The sequence below is a fragment of the Bradyrhizobium manausense genome (assembly GCF_001440035.1).
GTDB lineage: Bacteria > Pseudomonadota > Alphaproteobacteria > Rhizobiales > Xanthobacteraceae > Bradyrhizobium > Bradyrhizobium manausense.
On the sequence record NZ_LJYG01000116.1, the window covers coordinates 114743 to 132733 of the forward strand.

Below are 17991 nucleotides of genomic sequence, written 5' to 3' on the forward strand. Positions count from 1 at the left end.
CCCGGCCATGACGCGTCGAAGCAGGCGCTCCCGACTACGTCTTGAAAAAACTGTTCGCCGCATCGCGCGAGGCGCGCTTCCTGGTGGCGGCTTCCTCCAGCCTTGCGATCTCGGTCTTGAGCAGGGCGACGCGCTCGGTCAGTTCCTCCACTGACAAGAGTGAGAGATCCTGTCCGATCTCGTGGGTGACCTTCTTGCGCGGGCGGTCGTCGTCTTCCATCGGCATCGTCGTTCCTCCTCTCGTCCGCGGACCGGACCACACCGCTTGAAACCGGCTTGGGCGGTTGCCAGCCAGGACCGCGCTGGCTAATCAAAGGCCTCGTTTCCCTCGCACCTTTGCTCAAGGACACATCATGGACAAGCTGCCAGCGCAAATGACCGTGGTCGCCATCTCCAAGCCTGGTGGACCGGAGGTCCTGGTGCCGGAACAACGTCCCGTTCCGCAGCCCGGTCCTGACGAGATCCTGGTCAAGGTTAAGGCTGCGGGCGTCAACCGGCCCGATGTGGCGCAACGCTCCGGCGCCTATCCGCCGCCGCCCGGCGCCAGCGACCTGCCCGGCCTCGAAATCGCAGGTGAAGTGGTCGCGGTTGGCAGCAACGCCAGGCGGCACAAGATCGGCGACATCGTGATGTCGCTCGTCGCCGGCGGCGGCTATGCGCAGTACTGCATCGCACAGGACGCCCAGGCCATGAGCGTGCCGCCGGCGCTCTCGATCCAGGAAGCCGGCGCGCTGCCGGAAACCCTGATGACGGTCTGGCACAACGTGTTCGAGCGCGGCGGCTTGAAGTCCGGCGAGACGCTGCTGATCCATGGCGGCTCCTCCGGCATCGGCACCATGGCGATCCAGCTCGCGAAGGCGTTTGGTGCAAAGGTGTTCGTCACCGTCGGCTCGCAGGACAAGATCGACGCCTGCCTCAAGCTCGGGGCGGATCGTGCGATCAATTACAAGACCGAAGATTTCGTCGCTGCCGTCAAGGAAGAGACCGACAAGGTCGGCGTCAACCTGATCCTCGACATGGTCGCCGGCGACTATGTCGACCGCAACTACGACGCCGCTGCCGTCGACGGCCGCATCGTCCAGATCGCGACCCTCAACGGTCCCAAGGTCAGCGTCAACATCGCCAAGGTGATGGTGAAGCGGCTGACCCATACCGGCTCGACCTTGCGTCCCCGTAGTAATGCGGACAAGGCGGCGATGGTGGCTGCCATTGAGGCGAAAGTGATGCCGCTGCTGCGCGAAGGACGGGTCAAACCACTGATGGACAGCGCTTTCCCGCTGGAAAAGGCCGCCGACGCCCATCGGCGCATGGAGACCTCAGCACATATTGGCAAAATTGTGTTGGAGGTCTAGGCCGCAGGGCCAGCAAACCGGGCGGAAACCCTTTGATTTTCCTCGCTTTCGTGGCATCTATCGCGAATGCCGAACCACTTCCGTCCGGCCTGAAATCGTCCTTACGTACCAGCCTTGCGTGCCGTTCTTGCACTCAGAGTTTGCGTCCAACGCGGAGAACTGACCTTGCGTCTGATCAGGTGCCTCGCGCCCATCGCGCTGGGCCTCATGATTCTTGTCGCCGCGTATCCCGCGCGCGCGCTTGACGCCGTCAGCGTCCGCAGCGACGCGCCCGCGATCGATCTCACCGGCGTGCTCGAGCATCAGCGCAGCGACGCCGATCGCATCCAGGTCTCCACTGCGCCCGGCACCGACGGCATCGTCCGCCGCATCGAGGTGCGCGCGCGCGAGGGCGGCCAGAACTGGGTGGTGTTCGCGCTCGCCAACAACACCGACGACCAGCTCGACCGCCTGATCGTCGCCCCGCATTACCGCATCGTCTCATCGGGATTGCTCTGGCCAGACCTCGGCCTGTCGCGCATCGCAACCATCACGCCGTCGATCGGCGACCGGCCGGAACGGCAGGAAAGTGCGACGGCCGACGTATTCCGCATCACGCTCGATCCCGGCGCCGTCGTCACCTTCGTCGCGGAACTACGCACCGACAAGCTGCCGCAGCTCTATCTTTGGGAGCCGGAAGCCTACAAGGACAAGGTCAACTCCTTCACGCTGTACCAGGGCATCGTGATCGGCATCTCCGGCCTGCTGGCGCTGGTGCTGACCATCCTCTTCGTGGTGAAGGGCAGCATCATGTTCCCGGCCGCGGCGGCGCTGGCCTGGGCGGTGCTGGTCTATATCGGCGTCGATTTCGGCTTCTGGGGCAAGGTGCTCGACATGTCGAACAACGCCGAGCGCATCTGGCGCGCGGCGGGTGAAGCGATCCTGGCGGCGACGCTGCTGGTGTTCCTGTTCGCCTACCTCAATCTCAGTCGATGGCATGTGCGCTACTCGCACATCACGGTGGGCTGGCTCGCCTTCCTCGGCTCGCTGGTCGCGCTGGCGCTGTTCGATCCGGCCGTCGCCTCCGGCATCGCGCGCATATCGCTGGTGCTGATCGCCTTCGCCGGCTTCGCTCTGATCGTCTATCTCTCCACCCACGGCTTCGATCGCGCGGTGCTGCTGATCCCGACCTGGTTCCTGCTGGTGGTTTGGGTGGTCGCAGCCGGAATGACAGTCGCAGGCTCGGTCACCAATGACATCGTCGGCCCTGCCCTGCTCGGCGGCCTCGTGCTGATCGTGATGCTGATCGGCTTCACCGTCATGCAGCACGCCTTCGCCGGCGGCGGCGCCAGCACCGGCGTCGTTTCCGACATCGAACGGCGAGCGCTGGCGCTGGCCGGTTCCGGCGACCTGATCTGGGACTGGGACGTTTCCGCCGACAAGGTTTTTACCAGCCCCGAGACGGAAGCCCTGCTCGGACTGAAGCGCGGCACGCTGGAAGGCCCAGCGGCCTCCTGGCTCGAGGTGCTGCATCCGCTCGACCAGGACCGCTTCCGCGCCGCGCTCGACAGCGTGCTCGACCAGCGCCGCGGCCGCCTGGTGCAGGATTTCCGCCTGCGTACCCCCGACGGTCACTTCATGTGGTTCGCGCTGAAGGCGCGGCCGGTGGTGGGCTCCGACGGTGAGGTCTCGCGCGTGGTCGGCACGCTCACCGACGTCACCGAGCTGCGCAACGCCGAGGAACGCATGCTGCACGATTCCGTGCATGACAATCTCACCGGCCTGCCGAACCGCAAGCTGTTCATGGACCGCCTGGGTGCCGTCGCGCATTTCGCCAAGTCGATGCCGACGCTGCGCCCGACGCTGATGGTGATCGACCTCGACCGCTTCAAGCAGGTCAACGATTCCGTCGGCATCGCGGTCGGCGATTCCATCCTGCTGACGCTGGCCCGCCGCCTCACCCGCATCCTGAAGCCGCAGGACACGCTGGCGCGGCTCGCCGGTGACCAGTTCGGCCTGATCCTTTTGTCGGAGCAGGACCCGGCCCGGATCACCAATTTCGCCGAGACCATCCGCAAGACCATCCGCGCGCCGATCGCCTTCAACGACCGCGAGATCTTCCTGACCGCCTCGATCGGCATGGCGCTGTCCGATCCGCAGACCCAGCTGACGGACGAGATCATCAAGGACGCCGAGCTTGCGATGTATCATTCCAAGCGCATCGGCGGCGACCGTATCGACGTCTACAAGCCCGCGATGCGCGCGCGGAAGACCGACCGCCTGACGCTGGAAAGCGAGCTGCGCCGCGCCATCGAGCGGCAGGAGCTCACGATCCTGTATCAGCCGATCGTGCGGCTGGAGGACCGTTCGGTCGCGGGTTTCGAGGCCTTGGCGCGCTGGGATCATCCCAAGCTCGGCCGCATGGCGCCGTCGGAATTCATCACCATCGCGGAAGAGACCGGCCTGATCGTCGATCTCGGCATGTTCGTGCTCGACCAGACCGCCAAGCAGCTCTCGGTCTGGCAGCGCGCGATGCGGTCGCGCGAGCCGATCTTCGCATCCGTCAACGTCTCCTCGCGGCAGCTGCTGCGCCACGATCTGATCCACGATATCCGCACCGTGCTGTCGCGCTCGTCGGTCGCACGCGGCACGCTGAAGCTGGAACTGACGGAATCGCTGGTGATGGAGAATCCGGAGCACGCCGCGCAAATGCTGACGCGCATCCGCGAGCTCGGCACCGGCCTGTCGCTCGACGATTTCGGCACCGGCCATTCCTCGCTGGCCTATCTGCAGCGTTTCCCGTTCGACACCATCAAGATCGACCAGTCCTTCGTCCGCACCACCAATCGCGGCACGCGGCCGGTGATCCTGAAGTCGATCATCGCGCTCGCACATGATCTCGGCATGGACGTGGTGGCGGAAGGCGCCGAGACCGATTCCGACGCGGTCGAGCTGTACCAATTGGGCTGCGAATACGCGCAGGGCTTTGCCTTCGGCGAGCCGATGGACGCGGATGCCGCGATGCGCCTGCTGACGGAAGTGCGGCTGGAAGCGGCGAGCTGATCTTTTCGCGCGAGGTGCCGTAGGGTGGGCAAAGGCGCACTTGCGCCGTGCCCACCATTCAGAAGACGTGGGCATGCTTCCGCCTTCGCTCTTCGAGCTACGGCGGACAAGTCGCTTTGCCATCTACGATACTTAAGACCAGCGTTGGCTCTCGTTTCCGCGCATGAACCCATTCCGAGAACATTGACCTGGATCAATGCAGCCTACGGTCCGGGTGCACCGAATGCTGCGCCACTTGGAGGAAGATCCAATGCGCGCATTGGCTTTGACGATTTTGACCACAGGCATGGTCTTAGCAGCAGGGCATTCCCGGGCTCAGACATATGATCCGGCTTTTCCCGTTTGTCTGTACGTCGTCGCCTTCGGCGCTACCCCCTACTATCGATGCAGCTACCATACGATGGACGAATGCAGGGCATCGGCCAACGGTCAGATGTGCGTCCTCAACCCGTATTACGCTGGTGCGACGGCGACGATGAAAGGAAGATCGGCCGCACACGCCAAGACCAGATCGTATGTGCCACCCAAGTCACCGATCCGCTCCCGGTCCGCACCATACAATCAATCCAATGAACCGTATTACGGAGCTTCCCAGGGTTACGCGCCTGGCGAAAAGCAACAATTTCTCGAGAGCGTGAGACGAAGCCTGTAGAGCAGGATGTCTTGGTGCGCGGTGCCGGAGGGTGGGCAAAGGCGCACTTGCGCCGTGCCCGCCATCCAGAGGACGTGGGCACGCTTGCGCTTTGCCCACCCTACAAGACCTGATTGCCGGCCGTCATTCCGGGGCGCCTCGAAGAGGCGAACCCGGAATCTCGAGATTCTCTGGTGCGCAAGTGCGCACCATAGTTCGATGCTTCGCATCGCCCCGGAATGACGGCTTGGCTCTACCTCCGCCCGTCCTTCTTCCGCTTCGTGAACCGCACGCTGGCGCCATCCGGCATCCGTGTCGCGACAAATCCCGCGGCGAGGCAGGCTTCGCGTTGCGGCATCTTGATATCGGGGCTGCGCAGGCTGTCCCACCATGACGCACGGTTGGCCGCGCGCGGCAGGGCTGCGCCGATGATCTCCTCGATCTGCTCAAAGCTCAGCACGAATTCCGTCTGCTTCTGCCGCAGCAGATAGTCACGTAGCGCGTCGTAGTCGTTCACATCAGTCCTCTCGTCCGAAGCCGGGATCCAGCCGATCAGGCCTGCCGAAAATCGTCAGCCGGATAAACCAATCCTTAACTGATCGCGGCAGTGCCGTCGCGGCTTAAACACTACGCAAGATTTCAGGCGCATCCACTAGGATCGGGAGCAAAGGATGCTGTCTGGATGGCGCGAAGCCACGGCCCGCCGGCCCTGGCGTATGTCGGCAAAGCTGTTGATCATCACGTCGGTCGTGACGGTGATCGGCTTTTCCGCCATTTGCGTCAACGTCATGCTGGACATGCGTCGCGGCGAAGAGGCGCTGGCCCGCCAGACGCTGGAAAACCTGGCCACCTCGATCGACGCCGACATCAGCCGCAACATCGATATCTACGACCTGTCCCTGAAGGCGGTCGTCAACAACATGCTGCTGCCGGAAATAGCCACGGTCTCGAAGCCGATCCGGCAGCTCATCCTGTTCGATCATGCGACCACGGCACGGCATTTCGGTGCCATCCAGGTGTTCGATGCCGACGGCAGACTGAGCATCGATGCCTCGACGCTGGATCCGCAACCGGAGAACCGCGCCGACGAAGAGTATTTCAGGGTTCATCGCGACAACCCGGACGTCGGACTGTTCATCAGCCGCCCGATGCTGTTCCGCAGCGCCTTTTCGATCGTGCTGAGCCGGCGCATCAGCGATAGCGACGGCGGCTTCATGGGGGTCGTCGCCGGCTCGATCCGCTACACCTATTTCCACGAACTGTTCGAGCGGCTGAGCCTCGCCACCGAAGACACCATCACGGTGCTCAAGCGCGACCGCACCATCATGATGCGGCGGCCGTTCGATCTCGACATCGTCGGCAAGAATCTGGGAACGCAGCAGGACTGGAAACCCGAAAATCTCAAGGCCGGCGGATCCTACGCCGGAAAAGGGCCGGTGGATGTGACGCCGCGCCTCTACGTGCGCAGCAGCGGCGCCGGTCCGTTGTTTGTCGTGGCAGGCAAGCCGCTGAGCGCGGTGTTTGCACTGTGGCAGAGGGAAGCGCTGCGCATCGGCGCCGTGGTGCTGGTGCTCTCCCTGTTCGTGCTGGGCTCGGCCATCGTGCTCGCCCGCGAGATCGGCCGGCGCGCGGATGCCGAAAGCAAGCTCGAGGAGATGGCGACGACCGACGCGCTCACGGGCCTGCGCAACCGCCGCAAGTTCGACCAGGTCATCGACATGGAATGGCGGCGCGCCATGCGCCAGAAGACGCAAGTAGCGCTGCTGATGATCGATGCCGACCATTTCAAGGCCTACAACGACACGTTCGGCCACCAGGCCGGCGACCAGGTGCTGGTCGGCATCGCCATCTGCATTTCGGACTCGGTGCGTCGCGCCAGCGACTGCGCCGCGCGCTATGGCGGCGAGGAGTTCGCCGTGCTGCTGCCGAACACGTCGGCCGCCGACGCGTTCAAGATCGCCGAGACCATTCGCGCCAAGGTGCTGGGCTGGTCCGATGGCGGCGCGGGATCGACCGTCTCCTGCGGCGTCGCCAGCCTTGCGCCCACGGCCGGCATGGACTGGGCCGTGCTGGTTGCGGCAGCCGACAAGGCGCTCTATGCCGCGAAGGCCGGCGGGCGGAATCAGTCGGTGGTGGCGAGCTTGCCGCAGCTGTCGCTGGTGGCGTGAAGACCGCTGTCATTCCGCGGCGATGCGAAGCATCGAACTCTGGTGCGCACTTGCGCACCAGAGAATCTCGAGATCCCGGGTCTGGTCCTTCGGACCATCCCGGGATGACATCGAAGGCATTTCGCCTTCGATGTCACTGCCCGAGATACTTCTTCATGTCCGCGATCAGCCCCTCGCGCAACTCGGGGCGCTTGAGCGCATAGGCGATGTTGGCGCGGAGGAAGCCGGGCTTGGAGCCGCAATCATGGCGCTCGCCCTCGAACTCCACGCCGTAGAACTTCTGCGATTTGGAAAGGCCGATCATCGCATCGGTGAGCTGGATCTCGCCGCCGGCGCCGCGCTCCTGGGTCTCCAGAATCTTGAAGATCTCGGGCTGGAGAATGTAGCGGCCGGTGATGGAAAGGTTTGAGGGCGCGGTGCCCTTGGCCGGCTTCTCCACCATGCCGTCGACCTCGAACATTTTGCCGCTGCGTTTTCCGACGCCGCAGATGCCGTATTGATGGGTGAGATGGTCGGGCACCGCCTCGACCGCGATCAGGTTGGACTTCTCGCCGAGCGTTGCAGCCGTCTCGATCATCTGCTTCAGGCAACCCGGCGTGTTGAGCACGAGCTCGTCGGGTAGCACCACCGCGAACGGCTCGTCGCCGACGATGTCGCGCGCGCACCAGACCGCGTGGCCGAGACCGAGCGGCGCCTGCTGGCGGGTGAAGCTGACGGCGCCGGCTTCCGGCTGGTTCTGCGCCAGGATTTCTTGCTCGGTCTTCTTGCCGCGTGCGGCAAGCGTCGAGTCGAGCTCGAACATCCTGTCGAAATGATCCTCGATGACGTTCTTGTTGCGGCCGGTGACGAAGACGAAGTGCTCGATGCCGGCTTCCCGCGCCTCGTCATAGACGTACTGGATCAGGGGCTTGTCGACGATGGTGAGCATTTCTTTCGGCATCGCCTTGGTGGCGGGCAGGACGCGGGTGCCGAGGCCGGCGACGGGAAATACGGCTTTGCGGATTTTCATGTGATTGATCGAATACCTTGGAGCGCGCGTGAAAGAAGCAATGGCATCTTGCTAGCCGTTTTGCAGCCGGTAACAAAGGCGGATGTTGGGCTCCGTCTCCGAGAATTTGCGAAAAAGGTGACCAGCAAAAATTCACCTTTGTTAAGATATTGGCAATCGTAACGAGGCCTCCTGATGGCGGATTTTCGGCCGACGAGTGGGATATGAGACGATTGGTGACAGCGGTAACCTCAACATTGGCCGGCGCAACAATGCTTGCGGCCGGCTTGCTGTTCCCCGCGCAGGCCCAAGCGCAACAGGGGCAAGCACAACAGGGGCAAAACGGCCTGTCCAACCTGTTCGGCGGTATTTTCTCCGGCTCGAACCCGCAGCCGTCGCAAGCCCCGCCCGGCCCTGGCGGTGCCCAACCGTGGTCTGGCGAGGACGGCGCCTCCGGCCATCCGCTGATGACGGCGGCTGCGATCCGCGAGGCGGCCGGCAATTTCGACAATTGCGTTGCGGGGATGTGGCCGGATGCCGCACGGCGCGGCATCACGCAGGAGAATTTTCAGCGCTTCACCGCCGGGCTTACGCCCGACCTGCGCATCATGGACCTGATGGATTCGCAGCCGGAATTCTCGAAGTCGATCTGGGACTATCTCGACATCCTCGTGAATGACAACCGCCTCGCCAAAGGCAGGGAGATCCTCGTCCAATACAAGGCGCAGTTCGACGCGACCGAAAAGGCCTATGGCGTCGATCGCTATATCATCGCCGCGATCTGGGGCATCGAGTCCAACTATTCGACGCAGATGGGCGACCGCAGCGTGCTGCAATCGACCGCGACGCTCGCCTGCATCGGCCGCCGCCAGGCCTATTTCAAGGACGAGTTCCTCTCGGCACTGGAAATCCTCAACCGCGGCGATCTCAGGCCGGAGCAGATGCGCGGCTCCTGGGCCGGCGCGTTCGGCCCGACCCAGTTCATGCCGACCGCGTTCAAGCGCTTTGCCGTGGACGGCGACGGCGACGGACGGCGCGACGTCGTCGACAACCCGACCGACCTGATCGCCTCGACCGCCAACAATCTGAAGAAGGACGGCTGGCAGAGCGGCCAGAGCTGGGGCTTTGAGGTCGTGGTGCCCCAAGGCTTCAACTACATGCTGGCCGACCGCGCCAAGATGATGACGCTGGCGCAATGGGAGAAGCTCGGGCTGAAACGGGCGACGGGCCAGCCCTTCCCGCATCCGGCGGAGAAAGCCTATCTGCTCGCGCCCGCAGGCGCGCAAGGGCCGGGCTTCCTGATGCTGCAGAACTTCCGGGTCATTATGAAATACAATCCCGCCGAGGCCTATGCGCTGGCGATCGGCCATTTCGCCGACCGCCTGCGCGGCGGGCAGCCGTTCGTGCAGCCCTGGCCACGACAGGAACGGGAGCTCTCGCGGACCGAGCGGCTGGAACTGCAGCAGTTGCTGGCCCAGCGCGGCTTCTACAAGGGCACCCCGGATGGTCAGTTGGGCGGCCAGACCCGGGATGCGCTGCGCAATTTCCAGGTCTCGATCGGGCTCCCTGCCGACGGATTTGCCACCTCCGACGTGCTGGACCGGCTGCGCGGGAGGTAGAAACGGCCCGAAAGTAACCCTGAGCGGCGATTTCGTCGATCGGCGGTGCATTGCCCCAAGAAATTGCCCAAGAAATTGCCCCAAGAATCTGCAAGAGAATTTGCCCGTTTGGCGCCCGATTCCGTTATTATAACGACCTGTTTCCAGACCCCGTTGCGCGCGCCCGAGATCGCATGTCGAAGCCAAAATCCTTTTTCAAGGCGCTGACCGAGACCGGCCCGCTGATCGCGCTGGGGACGGCGCTTGCGATCCTGGTCTCGGTCGCGGGACCGGCCTCGGCGCAGTTCTTCAGCTTCCCCGGCTTCGGCGGCCCNCGCAGCGCCAGGCGCCGCCGCCGCAGCGTGGCGGCGGCTGGTTCGGCGGCGATTTCTTCGCGCCGTTCCAGCAACAGCAGCCGCAGGCTCCGCGCCAGGATTTTTCGCGCGCGCCGGCGCCCGCCAAGCGCGACACCGTTGCCGACAAGAACGTGCTGGTGATCGGCGATGCCATGGCCGACTGGCTCGCCTACGGCCTGGAAGACGCCTATACCGAGCAGCCCGACATGGGCGTGATCCGCAAGCACAAGACCACGTCCGGGCTGATCAAGTATCAGCCGAAGGGCGAGCCCTCGGACTGGGCCGCTGCCGCAAAGGGCATTCTGGAGACCGAGAAGCCTGACGTCATCGTCGTCATGCTCGGCCTCAACGACCGCATTTCGATCCGCGAGCCCGTCACCGACAAGCCGGCGGACAAGGACAAAGACAAGAAGAACGACAAGGGCGCGCGCGCCAAGCCCCAAGGCAAGCAGGGGGATGCGAAGCCCGGCGATGCCAAGCCCGACTCTGCTGCGAAACCGGACGACAAACCTGTCGATACCGACCTGCCGCAGGACGACGCCGATAACGCTGATGCGCCGGCGAGCGCGCCGGAGAAGACCGCACGCAATCCAAATGGCGTCTACGAATTCCGTGACGACCATTGGGTCGAGCTCTACAGCAAGAAGATCGAGGAGCTCGCGAACGTCCTGAAGGCCAAGGGCGTGCCGGTGCTCTGGGTCGGCTTGCCTGCGATCCGCGGCCCCAAGGGCACCGCGGACATGCTGTTCCTGGATTCGCTCTATCGCGAAGGCGCGGCCAAGGCCGGCATCACCTATGTCGACGTCTGGGACGGCTTCGTCGACGAGGCCGGCCGCTTCCTGCAGAAGGGCCCTGACTTCGAAGGTCAGATCCGTCAGCTGCGCAGCGGCGACGGCGTCTATTTCACCAAGCCCGGCGCGCGCAAGCTCGCGCACTATGTCGAGCGCGAGATCACGCGTCTCCTGGCGGGCCGCTCCGGTCCCATCGCCCTGCCGAGCGAACCGGCGACGCCCGACACCAATGCCGAGCCCGGCAAGCCGCCGCCGCGACCGCTCGCCGGCCCGATCGTGCCGCTGGTTGCGGCCTCGATCGCGACCGATCAATTGCTGGGTGGACCAGGGACGCGTCCAGCCGCTGTCGATGCGCTCGCCGCCAAAACGCTGGTGAAGGGCGAGCCGCTGGCCGCGCCCGCGGGCCGCGCGGATGATTATTCCTGGCCGCGCCGCGAGGTCGGCCGCGAGCAGGCCAAGGGCGATACGCCGGTTGCGGCGACGACGCCCGACGGAGGTGCTGCGGCTCCCGGAGCCCCCGGCACGCCTGGTGCAGCTTCTGCGGTCGCGCCTCCCAAGCCGCCCGCACCGAAGAAGCCGCCGCAGCAACCGGCACAGGCAACCCCGTCACTGCGTGATTTCTTCGGCTTCGGCTCGCCGCAGCCCGCGCCGCGCCAGCTGGCGCCGCCGCCGCGCAACCCGAATCCGAATCCTGCGATCCCGCGTCCGCCCGGCAATGTCGGGCGTGCGGCGGAAGTTCGGTAGGCGCAGGTCATTCCGGGGCGCGCCTCTTGGCGCGAACCCGGAATCCATTCAACAGCATTGATGGTGGCACGATGGATTCCGGGTTCGCCCTACACGCGCCCCGGAATGACGGACGGGCTCAGCCGTAATAGCGCCAGCGCGGCGGCGGGCGACGTGCCGGGCGCGACATCAGAAGCGCGAGCGCAAAGCCGATGCCGCCGGCAACCAGCAGCGCGCCGAGCGGATTGTCCTGCACCTTTTGCGCAATCGCCTTGGAGCCATCGCGGAAGGTGTCGCCGCTGTTCTCATAGGCGTCCTTGGCATAGCTCGTGGCGGTGTCCGCAGCGTCGCGCACGGCGTCCTTGGCCTGGCCGTAGAGATTCTGCACGGTGCCGGCGGCTTCGCGCGCCTTGCCCGACGCCTGTGTCTGCGCATCGCCTGCGAGATCGCCGACGGCGCCTTCCGCGCGTCCAGCGAATTCCTTGGCCGATCCGACGATCCTGTCCTTGTCCATGATGCTCCTCCTCGGGGGTCTGCCCAAGTAACCGATCAGGAGCAGCGCAGTTCCACGGCGCGACGAAAGTGTGTAGCCCGGATGGAGCGGAGCGAAATCCGGGAATTTCACCTTGCGGATAGTAACCGCATTGAAGAAACCCCGGATTGCGCTCCGCTCCATCCGGGCTACAGGATGCGCTACAAGATCAGCCCGCCATCGACCACGAGCGTCTGTCCAATGATGTACGACGACAGCGGCGAGGCCAGGAACAGCGCGGCACCCGCCATGTCGGCCGGCGTGCCCAATCGCCGCAGCGGAATCCGTGCCAATGCGCCTTCGAGCCGCTTCGGATTGTCCGTCGTCACCTTCGTCATTTTGGTGTCGACGAGGCCGGGCGCGATGCCGTTGACGCGGATGCCGTCCTCGGCCCACGCCTCGCCCAAGGTCCGCGTCAAGCCGACCGCGCCGGTCTTCGAGGCGTTGTAGGCAGGATTGCCCATGGTGGAATGATAGGCCGCGGTCGAGGACACCATGATCAGCACGCCCCTGGAATCCCGCAACATGGAATGAAATCGCATCGCGCACGCCATCAGGCTCGTGAGATTGACCTCGACAACCTTGCGGAAGCCCGCCATCTCGAACTCGCCACGGCGATAGATCACCGCGCCCTGCGCGAGCACGAGAATGTCGAGCCTATCGAACGATGGCTTGAACGCTTCGATGGCACCGGCATTGCTGACGTCGAGCTGCGCGTAGGCAAGACCGGTGAGATCGGAGCCCTCCTCCGCCTGATATTCCGTTGCACGCGCGCGTGTGCCGCATACCGCTACGCCAGCACCCCTCGCGCGAAAGGCCTGTGCAATGCCATTGCCGATGCCGCTGGAACCACCGACCACCAGCACCTGCCTGCCTGAGAAATCGAGTTCGTTCGCCATCGCGGCCTCCCCTTTTGTCTTGCTTGTTTGACCTGTCTGCGGATCGATGCCAGCCTTGTCCATCTCATAACAAGAAACAAGAGACCGCGAGGAAACAGCATGTCCGAGTTCAAAGAGCTCAGCCGCTCCGTGAAGGGTCTGACCGTTCTCGTCACCGGCGCGGCCAGCGGCATGGGCCGCGCCACTGCGCGCGTGTTCGCCGGCGAGGGCGCCAACGTCGCGGTCACCGATTATGACGAGCAAGGCGCCCACGCCGTCGCGAAAGATATTACGGCGAGCGGCGGAACGGCGAAGGCGTGGAAGCTCGACGTCGCCGACGGCGGCGAGATCAAGCGCGTGGTTGGCGATGTCGCCGCGCATTTCGGCGGGCTCGACATCGTCATCAACAATGCCGGCATCTCTGTGCGCGTCGCGATCGACGACGAGGCCTACGACGACGCCTGGGCCAAGGGCATCGCGGTGATGTTGACGGCCCATCCGCGCATCATCCGCGCCGCGCTGCCTCACTTGCGCAAATCGAAGTCGGCGCGCATCGTCAATATTGCTTCGACCGAAGCGCTGGGCGCCACAGCATTGCACAGCCCCTATTCGGCGGCGAAGGGCGGCGTCGCGAGCCTGACGCGATCGCTCGCAGTCGAGCTCGGCCGCGAGGGCATCACCGTCAATTGCATCTGCCCGGGCCCGATCCGCACCGCCATCACCGATCGCATCTCCGAGGAGCACAAAACCATCTACGCCAAGCGCCGCACCGCACTCGGCCGCTACGGCGACCCTGAAGAGGTCGCGCATATGACGCTGAGCCTGTGCCTGCCGGCGGCATCGTTCCTGACCGGTGCCGTGATCCCCGTCGACGGCGGCGTGATGGCGCGGAACGCGTGACGGTATGGCGTAGCCCGGATGAAGCGAAGCGTAATCCGGGGTTCTCATCTGGCGGAAAGCCCCCGGATTGCGCTCCGCTCCATCCGGGCTACAAGGGAGCCATGCGACGAGGAAAAGGAAATGTTCAAGCCGGTGCTGCAGCGGCTGGTGCGGACCCATCCCGTGCATCGCCGCAAATCGCTGTATCTCTCATCGCATGCCGGCAAGGTCGTCGGCATGAGTGTGCCGGAAGGACGGCTGTTGCTGCGCGACCTGAATGAGCACGCCACGCAGGCAGAGTTCGTCTACGTCCACAAATGGAAGCTGCATGACCTCGTGATGTGGGACAACCGCCAGACCATGCACCGCGTCCGCCGCTACGACCAGTCGCAGCCCCGCGACATGCGCCGCGCAACGGTGGCGGGGACCGAGCCGACGGTGCAGCAGCAGGCGGCGGAGTAGGGCAGCACTGCGCCAGCAAATTCCGTCATTGCGAGCGAAGCGAAGCAATCCAGAATTTTTCAGCGGAGACAGTCTGGATTGCTTCGTCGCAAGGGCTCCTCGCAATGACGGCGGTATATTACGCCATCAGCAGCTACGCGTGCCCAGCCTCGTTCGACAGCATGCCGGGATCAATGCCGATCTTGCGCAGGGCGCGGCCGTATTTTTCGTCGACGTCGTCGCCGAAGATCAGGTCCGCATCCGCATCGCAGTGCAGCCAGCCGTTGCTCTGGATCTCGGTCTCGAGCTGGCCCGGCCCCCAGCCGGCATAGCCGAGCGCAAGGATGGCGTGCTTGGGGCCGGAACCATTGGCGATCGCGCGCAGGATGTCGACCGTCGCGGTGAGGCAGACGCCGTCGTCGATCCGCAGCGTCGCGTTCTCGATATAGAAATCGCTGGAATGCAGCACGAAGCCGCGGCCGGTGTCGACCGGACCGCCACGCAGCACCTTCATGCTTTCGGCATTTTCGGGCAGCTTGATGTGCTCGCCCTTCTTGACGATGCCGAGCTGCTCGAGCAGCTCGGGAAAGTCGATGCTGCCAGCGGGATGATTGACGATGATGCCCATCGCGCCCTCGGCGGAATGGGCGCAGAGATAGATCACCGAGCGCTCGAAGCGGGAGTCGCCCATCACTGGCATCGCGATCAGGAGCCGGCCGTCGAGGTAAACGGCGGAATTGGGGAGCCCGGAGCCTGTGCTGCGGGTGCTTTCGCCCGTCCTCTTGCCTGTGGGAGCCATCAGTGAAGCACTCCGGTTTGAATTCCTATCCTGATGTCGGGCCGGCCTGCTGTCAAATCAAGGCTTGCAGAGATATGATTCGGGTGCATCCATCACAAGCAATTCAATGGTTTGACCAGGGGCGACCCTGTAAAGACGTGCCATGCTGACCAGAGTTCCCCTGCAGGCGGCGATTGGCGTCGCAGCAACCTTGCTTGCGTCGTCACTGGCGATGGCTGGCCATACCGACGATGCGTCGCCGTGGCAGCGAGACGGACATTCCGCGGTGCGCCTGCTCGCGGGATCGCGCAGCGGCACGGTGTTGCTCGGCGGTATCGCCATCCAGCTCGAGCCCGGCTGGAAGACCTACTGGCGCATGCCGGGCGATTCCGGCGTTCCACCGCGGTTCGACTTCTCCAAGTCGGACAATGTCGAAGCCGTGACCGTGATGTGGCCGGCGCCGCAAAAGTTTGACGACGGAGCGGGCGGCCATTCGATCGGCTATCACGATCAGATCGTGCTGCCCTTGCGCATCGTCGCCAAGGCGGCCGACAAGCCGGTGACGCTGCGCGCCGAGATCAACTACGCGGTCTGCGAAAAGCTCTGCATTCCCGTCGAAGCCAATGTCGAGCTCGGCTTCAACAACGTCGCATCGACTGAAGACGGCAATTTGCGCGCCGCGCTCGACGCCGTGCCGAAGCCCGCCAATATCGGCGATCCGAATCCGCTGACCATCCGCGACGTCAAGCGCGACGGGCCCAAGAACGTGGTGGTCGATGTCGTCGCCCCCGAGGGCAGCAAGGTCAATCTGTTCGTGGAAGGGCCGACGCCGGAGTGGTCGCTGCCGATTCCCGATGTGGTCGAGCCCGGCCCGCCTGGCGTGAAGCGATTTTCCTTCGAGCTCGAAGGATTGCCGCCGGGCGTCAAGCCTGACGGCGCGGCACTGAAATTCACGCTGGTGGGGCCAGACAAATCCTACGAGTTCAATACGAACTTGCAGTGAAGCGAAGCTGCCGCTCCCCTCTCAGCTGTCGTCCTGGATCTGCGCTGACACTTGTCCGGGACGACACTGTTGGCTGTTGCGACACCGCTCCCACCCAACCGAATCTTAACGAATGGTTGCTAAGTCCGGACCCTGCCGCAGCATGCGGACGTCTGGGGATCTCGACTTGGCCGTGATGGATGCAGAACCCGCAACGACCAGACCGGCCGGCCTGATCACACGGCTGCGCGGAAAACTGACGGGCGGCTCGAGCGAAGCATCGCTGACGCGGCGGCTGGCCGGCACCATCTTCATCATCCGCCTCATCAGCGCGGGCCTCGCCTATCTTTCCCAGGTGCTGCTGGCGCGCTGGATGGGAACATCCGACTACGGCATCTATGTCTATGTCTGGACCTGGGTGCTGCTGCTCGGCAGCATGATGGATTTCGGCATCTCCGCTTCGGCGCAAAAGATCATTCCGGAATATCGGGCCAGCGGCAATCATGCACTGCTGCGCGGTTTTCTGTCCGGCAGCCGCTGGCTGGTCTTCGCTGTCTCGACACTGGTGTCGCTCGCGCTTGCCGGCATCGTCAGGCTTCTCTCGCCCTGGATCGATCCGGCCGAGGAGCTGCCGCTCTATATCGGCTGTATGACGTTGCCCGCCTTCGTCGTCGCCAACACCCAGGACGGCATCGCGCGCTCGCATGACTGGATGCAGCTCGGCCTGATGCCGCAATTCATCATCCGCCAGGCGCTGATCATCGGCATCACCGCCGGCGCCTTCCTGCTCGGCTATCATCTCGGTGCGGTCGCGGCGATGGTGGCGAGCCTGGGTGCCGTGTGGATCGCGATGGCCGGACAGATGGTGGTGCTGAACCGCAGGCTCGCCGATCACATCGCGGCGGGCGCCAAGGCCTACGACATCAGCGGCTGGCTCGCGATCTCGCTGCCGATCCTTTTGGTCGAAGGTTTTTATTTGCTGCTCTCCTACACCGACGTGCTGGTGCTGCAGCAGTTCCGTCCCTCCGACGAGGTCGGCGTCTACTTTGCTGTGGTGAAGACGCTGGCACTGGTGTCGTTCATTCACTACGCGATGTCGGCAACGACGGCGCATCGCTTCGCCGAATACAACGCCAGCGGCGACAGAGCGCGCCTGTCAGCCTATGTCGCGCACGCCATCGTCTGGACATTCTGGCCGTCGCTGGCGGCAACCATCGCGCTACTCGCACTCGGCAAGCCGCTGCTCTGGCTGTTCGGACCGCAATTCGTTGTCGGCTACGACATCATGTTCGTCGCCGCTGTTGGCCTCGTGGTGCGCGCCGCGATCGGCCCCGTGGAGCGGCTGCTCAACATGCTGGGCCAGCAGAAGATCTGCGCGCTGGCCTATGCGCTGGCGTTCGTCATGAACCTCGTGCTCTGCATCGCGCTGGTGCCGCGCTTCGGCGGCCATGGCGCCGCCGCCGCGACCTCGATCTCGCTCACCTTCGAGACCGTGCTGCTGTTCTGGATCGTGCGGCAGCGGCTGGGGCTGCACGTGCTGGCATTTGGTAAATAGGTCCGACGGAACCAGCTCCGGCGCACTCGCGGGGAACGACGACCTCGCAATACGTCCAGGAACAGAGAGAAACTTCTGCCTATCCGCAACACGGAGTACAATTTTTCTTATTCGTCTGAGATAGTTGCGTCTCTGGGAAAATTTATTCTACGTCATATTGCCCGACTGACGAGATAGACCTAGACTCCGCCAGCCATGATTGACCCGCCCTACCTCGCCCCGGGATTTAGTCCTCGGCATGAGCTGCGTCGGCAGCGGCACGCTGAGGACGACACGCGGCCCGCTGGGATGAAAGCC

General features: G+C 64.3%; 14 protein-coding genes and 2 pseudogenes. 10 read left to right on the plus strand and 6 right to left on the minus strand.

Going from position 1 to position 17991, the window contains the following annotated elements:
• Nucleotides 1-34 precede the first annotated feature (34 nt).
• Nucleotides 35-226, minus strand: a complete 192-nt coding sequence (locus tag AOQ71_RS40760; protein ID WP_057759335.1) for a DUF1192 domain-containing protein — start codon at nt 224-226, stop codon at nt 35-37.
• A gap of 127 nt (nt 227-353) precedes the next feature.
• Here AOQ71_RS40760 and AOQ71_RS40765 point away from each other — a divergent pair, with 127 nt between their 5' ends.
• The 3 genes from AOQ71_RS40765 (at nt 354) to AOQ71_RS45805 (ending at nt 5046) form a co-directional block, all read left to right on the plus strand.
• Nucleotides 354-1352, plus strand: a complete 999-nt coding sequence (locus AOQ71_RS40765) for an NAD(P)H-quinone oxidoreductase (protein ID WP_057759337.1) — start codon at nt 354-356, stop codon at nt 1350-1352.
• A 165-nt stretch (nt 1353-1517) separates the two neighbouring features.
• Entirely contained in the window at nt 1518-4394 is a 2877-nt protein-coding gene (locus AOQ71_RS40770) for an EAL domain-containing protein (protein WP_057759339.1), read from the plus strand.
• 250 nt (nt 4395-4644) lie between these two features.
• A complete protein-coding gene (locus AOQ71_RS45805) occupies nt 4645-5046 on the plus strand; it encodes a DUF3551 domain-containing protein (protein ID WP_157083819.1) in 402 nt (133 codons plus the stop codon).
• A gap of 232 nt (nt 5047-5278) precedes the next feature.
• Here the strand turns inward: AOQ71_RS45805 and AOQ71_RS40775 are convergent, their stop codons facing one another.
• On the minus strand, nt 5279-5542 hold the full coding sequence (locus AOQ71_RS40775) for a DUF7662 domain-containing protein (RefSeq protein WP_057759341.1): 264 nt from the start codon (nt 5540-5542) through the stop codon (nt 5279-5281).
• 154 nt (nt 5543-5696) lie between these two features.
• Here AOQ71_RS40775 and AOQ71_RS40780 point away from each other — a divergent pair, with 154 nt between their 5' ends.
• Nucleotides 5697-7193, plus strand: a complete 1497-nt coding sequence (locus AOQ71_RS40780) for a GGDEF domain-containing protein (RefSeq protein ID WP_057759344.1) — start codon at nt 5697-5699, stop codon at nt 7191-7193.
• Between the two features lie 133 nt (nt 7194-7326).
• Here AOQ71_RS40780 and AOQ71_RS40785 read toward each other — a convergent pair whose 3' ends face one another.
• Nucleotides 7327-8202 (minus strand): UTP--glucose-1-phosphate uridylyltransferase, encoded by an 876-nt coding sequence (locus AOQ71_RS40785; RefSeq protein WP_057759347.1) that lies wholly within the window; start codon nt 8200-8202, stop codon nt 7327-7329.
• Between the two features lie 251 nt (nt 8203-8453).
• Here AOQ71_RS40785 and AOQ71_RS40790 point away from each other — a divergent pair, with 251 nt between their 5' ends.
• Together AOQ71_RS40790 and AOQ71_RS40795 are read left to right on the plus strand one after the other, a co-directional pair.
• The gene (locus tag AOQ71_RS40790; protein WP_430648687.1) at nt 8454-9800 is read left to right on the plus strand and encodes a lytic murein transglycosylase; all 1347 of its coding nucleotides are present in this window, start codon (nt 8454-8456) and stop codon (nt 9798-9800) included.
• 314 nt (nt 9801-10114) lie between these two features.
• Nucleotides 10115-11670: pseudogene (locus tag AOQ71_RS40795) on the plus strand (SGNH/GDSL hydrolase family protein); the annotation flags it as partial.
• A gap of 118 nt (nt 11671-11788) precedes the next feature.
• Here the strand turns inward: AOQ71_RS40795 and AOQ71_RS40800 are convergent.
• Both AOQ71_RS40800 and AOQ71_RS40805 read right to left on the minus strand, forming a co-directional pair.
• Nucleotides 11789-12163: a CsbD family protein gene (locus tag AOQ71_RS40800; RefSeq protein WP_057759352.1), complete on the minus strand. Its 375-nt coding sequence runs from the start codon at nt 12161-12163 to the stop codon at nt 11789-11791.
• 179 nt (nt 12164-12342) lie between these two features.
• The gene (locus AOQ71_RS40805) at nt 12343-13080 is read right to left on the minus strand and encodes an SDR family NAD(P)-dependent oxidoreductase (protein ID WP_057759896.1); all 738 of its coding nucleotides are present in this window, start codon (nt 13078-13080) and stop codon (nt 12343-12345) included.
• 99 nt (nt 13081-13179) lie between these two features.
• Here AOQ71_RS40805 and AOQ71_RS40810 point away from each other — a divergent pair, with 99 nt between their 5' ends.
• Together AOQ71_RS40810 and AOQ71_RS40815 are read left to right on the plus strand one after the other, a co-directional pair.
• Nucleotides 13180-13959, plus strand: coding sequence for an SDR family NAD(P)-dependent oxidoreductase (locus AOQ71_RS40810; RefSeq protein WP_057759355.1), 780 nt, complete (start codon nt 13180-13182; stop codon nt 13957-13959).
• 96 nt (nt 13960-14055) lie between these two features.
• Nucleotides 14056-14400, plus strand: a pseudogene (locus AOQ71_RS40815) (TauD/TfdA dioxygenase family protein); the annotation flags it as partial.
• Between the two features lie 133 nt (nt 14401-14533).
• Here AOQ71_RS40815 and AOQ71_RS40820 read toward each other — a convergent pair.
• The gene (locus tag AOQ71_RS40820) at nt 14534-15178 is read right to left on the minus strand and encodes a YqgE/AlgH family protein (protein ID WP_057759357.1); all 645 of its coding nucleotides are present in this window, start codon (nt 15176-15178) and stop codon (nt 14534-14536) included.
• A 142-nt stretch (nt 15179-15320) separates the two neighbouring features.
• On the opposite strand from AOQ71_RS40820, the gene AOQ71_RS40825 reads away from it, so the two are divergent.
• Nucleotides 15321-16160 (plus strand): protein-disulfide reductase DsbD domain-containing protein, encoded by an 840-nt coding sequence (locus AOQ71_RS40825; protein ID WP_057759360.1) that lies wholly within the window; start codon nt 15321-15323, stop codon nt 16158-16160.
• A 166-nt stretch (nt 16161-16326) separates the two neighbouring features.
• A complete protein-coding gene (locus AOQ71_RS40830; protein WP_057759363.1) occupies nt 16327-17694 on the plus strand; it encodes an oligosaccharide flippase family protein in 1368 nt (455 codons plus the stop codon).
• Nucleotides 17695-17991: the final 297 nt, after the last annotated feature.